Source organism: Lentzea sp. (assembly GCF_036380075.1).
Lineage (GTDB): Bacteria > Actinomycetota > Actinomycetes > Mycobacteriales > Pseudonocardiaceae > Lentzea.
The window spans coordinates 1-3534 of record NZ_DASVFL010000265.1; the positions used below are offsets into that span (position 1 = coordinate 1).

3 protein-coding genes are annotated in these 3534 nt (G+C 69.8%); all 3 read left to right on the forward strand.

What is annotated here, in order from left to right:
* The coding region (locus tag VF330_RS28740) for an alpha-glucosidase C-terminal domain-containing protein (protein WP_330854818.1) at positions 1–784 on the forward strand (784 nt) is incomplete at its 5' end.
* A gap of 4 nt (positions 785–788) precedes the next feature.
* Positions 789–2099, forward strand: coding sequence for an aminoglycoside phosphotransferase (locus tag VF330_RS28745; protein ID WP_330854819.1), 1311 nt, complete (start codon positions 789–791; stop codon positions 2097–2099).
* 3 nt (positions 2100–2102) lie between these two features.
* A partial coding sequence (gene glgB / locus VF330_RS28750) for a 1,4-alpha-glucan branching enzyme (protein ID WP_330854820.1) occupies positions 2103–3534 on the forward strand: 1432 nt, incomplete at its 3' end.

Below are 3534 nucleotides of genomic sequence, written 5' to 3' on the forward strand. Positions count from 1 at the left end.
CCCCGAGAACGCCCAGTGGGGCATCTTCCTGCGCAACCACGACGAGCTCACGCTCGAGATGGTCAGCGACGAAGAACGCGACTACATGTACTCCGAGTACGCCAAGGACCCGCGGATGAAGGCCAACATCGGCATCCGCCGACGGCTGGCCCCGTTGCTGGAGAACGACCGCAACCAGCACGAGCTGTTCACGGCGATGCTGCTGTCGCTGCCGGGGTCGCCGGTCCTGTACTACGGCGACGAGATCGGCATGGGCGACAACATCTGGCTCGCCGACCGCGACGCCGTGCGCACGCCGATGCAGTGGACCCCGGACCGCAACGCGGGCTTCTCCTCCTGCGACCCGGGCCGGATCTACCTGCCGGTGATCATGGACCCGGTCTACGGCTACCAGGGCCTGAACGTCGAGGCCCAGCTCAACAGCTCGACGTCGCTGCTCAACTGGACCCGGCACATGATCGAGGTGCGCAAGCAGCACCACGCGTTCGCCGAGGGCGACTTCAGCGAGCTCGGCGGCTCCAACCCGAGCGTGCTCGCGTTCAAGCGGCTGTGGAAGCGGCCCGACGGGCGCGAGGACATCGTCCTGTGCGTCAACAACCTGTCGCGCTTCCCGCAGCCGGTCGAGCTGGACCTCTCCGAGCACCGCGACTACACGCCGCTGGAGCTCACGGGAGGTGTCAAGTTCCCCGCCATCGGGGAACTCCCCTACCTGCTGACCCTTCCCGGTCACGGTTTCTACTGGTTCCAGCTGGTAGAGGCAGGCGACGACAGCGAGATGAGGTGAAAGCGTGACCGATCCCCACGAGCTGGTCGACAAGCTGGTCGCCTCTCTGCCCGATCTGCTCCCGCACGCCCGGTGGTTCGGCGGCAAGGACAAGCCGATCACGGCCGTCCGTCCACTGAGGACGACGGTCGTCGACGGCGACCTCGTGCACGTGGTCTTCGAGGTGGAGCAGCCCGGCCGCACGGAGAACTACCAGGGCGCGCTCAGCATGGGCACCGGCGCCTGGGACGTGCTGCTCGACCCCGAGCACAACGGCGTGCTGCTCGACCGGATCGCGTCGGGCCACGACGCGGACGGCATCGTCTTCGCGCACGAACCCGGCACCGACCTGCGCACGGGTCTGCGCGGGCGGCCGATCGGCGTGGAGCAGTCCAACACGTCGCTGATCTACGGCCAGCAGTACATCCTCAAGATCTTCCGCAAGCTCGCCCGCGGCGAGAACCGCGACCTGGTGCTGCACCGGGCGCTGCGGTCGGTCGGCTGCGAGCACATCGCGCAGCCGCTCGGCTCGATCTCCACCGAGCTCGACGGCGACCCGGTCACGCTCGCGATGCTGCAGGAGTTCCTGCCGGACGCGGTCGAGGGCTGGGACATGGCGAAGACGTCGGTCCGCGACCTGATGGCCGAGGCCGACCTGCACGCGTTCGAGGTGGGCGGCGACTTCGCCGGCGAGGCGCAGCGACTGGGCCACGCCGTGGCGAAGGTCCACGCCGACCTGGCGGAGGCCCTGGGCACGCAGGTCGCCGACGAGGACGCGGTGGACCGGGCGATCGCGGGCATGCAGCGCCGCCTGGGCGAGGTCGCCGAGTCGGTGCCGGAGCTCGCGCGGTACGAGGAGCCGTTGCGCGCCGCGTACGAGCAGGCGAGTGAGCACGTCGGCCGGATCTCCATCCAGCACGTCCACGGCGACCTGCACCTCGGGCAGGTGCTGCGGACCGTGCACGGCTGGCTGCTGATCGACTTCGAGGGCGAGCCGGCGGCGTCGGTCGAGGACCGGCTCGCGCTGAGGTCGCCGTTGCGCGACGTGGCGGGGATGCTGAGGTCGTTCGACTACGCGGCCCGCCAGCTCCTCGTCGGCCAGCCCGACGACGACCAGCTGGCCTACCGCGCGATGGAGTGGACGAAGCGCAACCGGGCGGCGTTCTGCGACGGCTACGCCGAGGTGGCGGCCGACCCGCGGGACGACGCGCTGCTGCTGCGCGCGTTCGAGCTGGACAAGGCGGTCTACGAGGTCGCTTACGAGCACGCCAACAGGCCGGAGTGGTTGACGGTTCCGCTGTCGTCGATCGCCCGGATGACTTCTGGAGGAGACTAAGCCGTGAAGGCCGACCTGGACCGACTCCTGTCAGGTGCGCACCACGACCCGCACTCGGTGCTGGGTGTGCACACCGTCGGCGACCAGGTGATCGCGCGGGCCTTGCGCCCCGGCGCGACGTCGGTCGCGGTGTCGTGGGGTGACAAGCAGGTCGAGCTGCCGCGGATCGCCGACGCGTTGTTCGAGGGCGAGCTGCCCGAGGCGCCCGGCGACTACCGGCTCCTGGTGACCTACGACGACGGTCGCACGGTCGAGGTCGACGACCCGTACCGGTGGCTGCCGACGGTCGGCGAGCTCGACCTGCACCTGATCAGCGAGGGCAGGCACGAACGGCTGTGGGACGTGCTGGGCGCGCACGTCCGTTGCTACGAGACGCTCGCCGGTGACGTCACCGGTGTCTCGTTCGCGGTGTGGGCGCCGAACGCGCGCGGTGTGCGCGTGACGGGCGACTTCGACGGCTGGGACGGGCGCGCGAACCCGTTGCGCTCCATGGGTTCCAGCGGCGTGTGGGAGGTCTTCCTGCCCAACGTCGTGCCGGGCACGCGGTACAAGTTCCGCATCCTCGGCCAGGACGGCGTGTGGCACGAGAAGGCCGACCCGATGGCGTTCGCCACGGAGGTGCCGCCGCAGACGGCCTCGGTCGTCACGCGGTCCGAGTACCAGTGGCAGGACGCGGAGTGGACGGCCAAGCGCGCCGCGACCCAGTGGGCGAACGCGCCGATGTCGATCTACGAGGTGCACCTCGGCTCGTGGAAGCCCGGCCTGAGCTACCGGCAGCTCGCGACGGAGCTCGCGGACTACTGCGAGGACATGGGCTTCACGCACGTCGAGATGCTGCCCGTCGCCGAGCACCCGTTCGGCGGCTCGTGGGGTTACCAGGTCACCTCGTACTACGCGCCGACGGCACGGTTCGGCACCCCGGATGACTTCCGCTACCTGGTCGACGCGCTGCACCGGGCCGGGATCGGCTTGATCCTCGACTGGGTGCCCGGGCACTTCCCGCGGGACGAGTGGGCGCTGGCCAGGTTCGACGGCACCCCGCTGTACGAGCACTCCGACCCGCGCCGCGGCGAGCAGCCCGACTGGGGCACGCTCGTCTTCAACTTCGGCCGGAACGAGGTGCGCAACTTCCTGGTCGCCAACGCCGTGTACTGGCTGGAGGAGTTCCACGTGGACGGGCTGCGGGTGGACGCCGTGGCCTCCATGCTGTACCTGGACTACTCGCGCAAGGACGGCGAGTGGACGCCCAACCAGTACGGCGGCCGGGAGAACCTGGACGCCATCTCGTTCCTGCAGGAGGTCAACGCCACCTGCTACAAGCGGGTGCCCGGCATCACGATGATCGCCGAGGAGTCGACCGCCTGGCCGGGGGTGTCGCGGCCGGTGCACCTGGGCGGGCTCGGGTTCGGCTTCAAGTGGAACATGGGGTGGATGC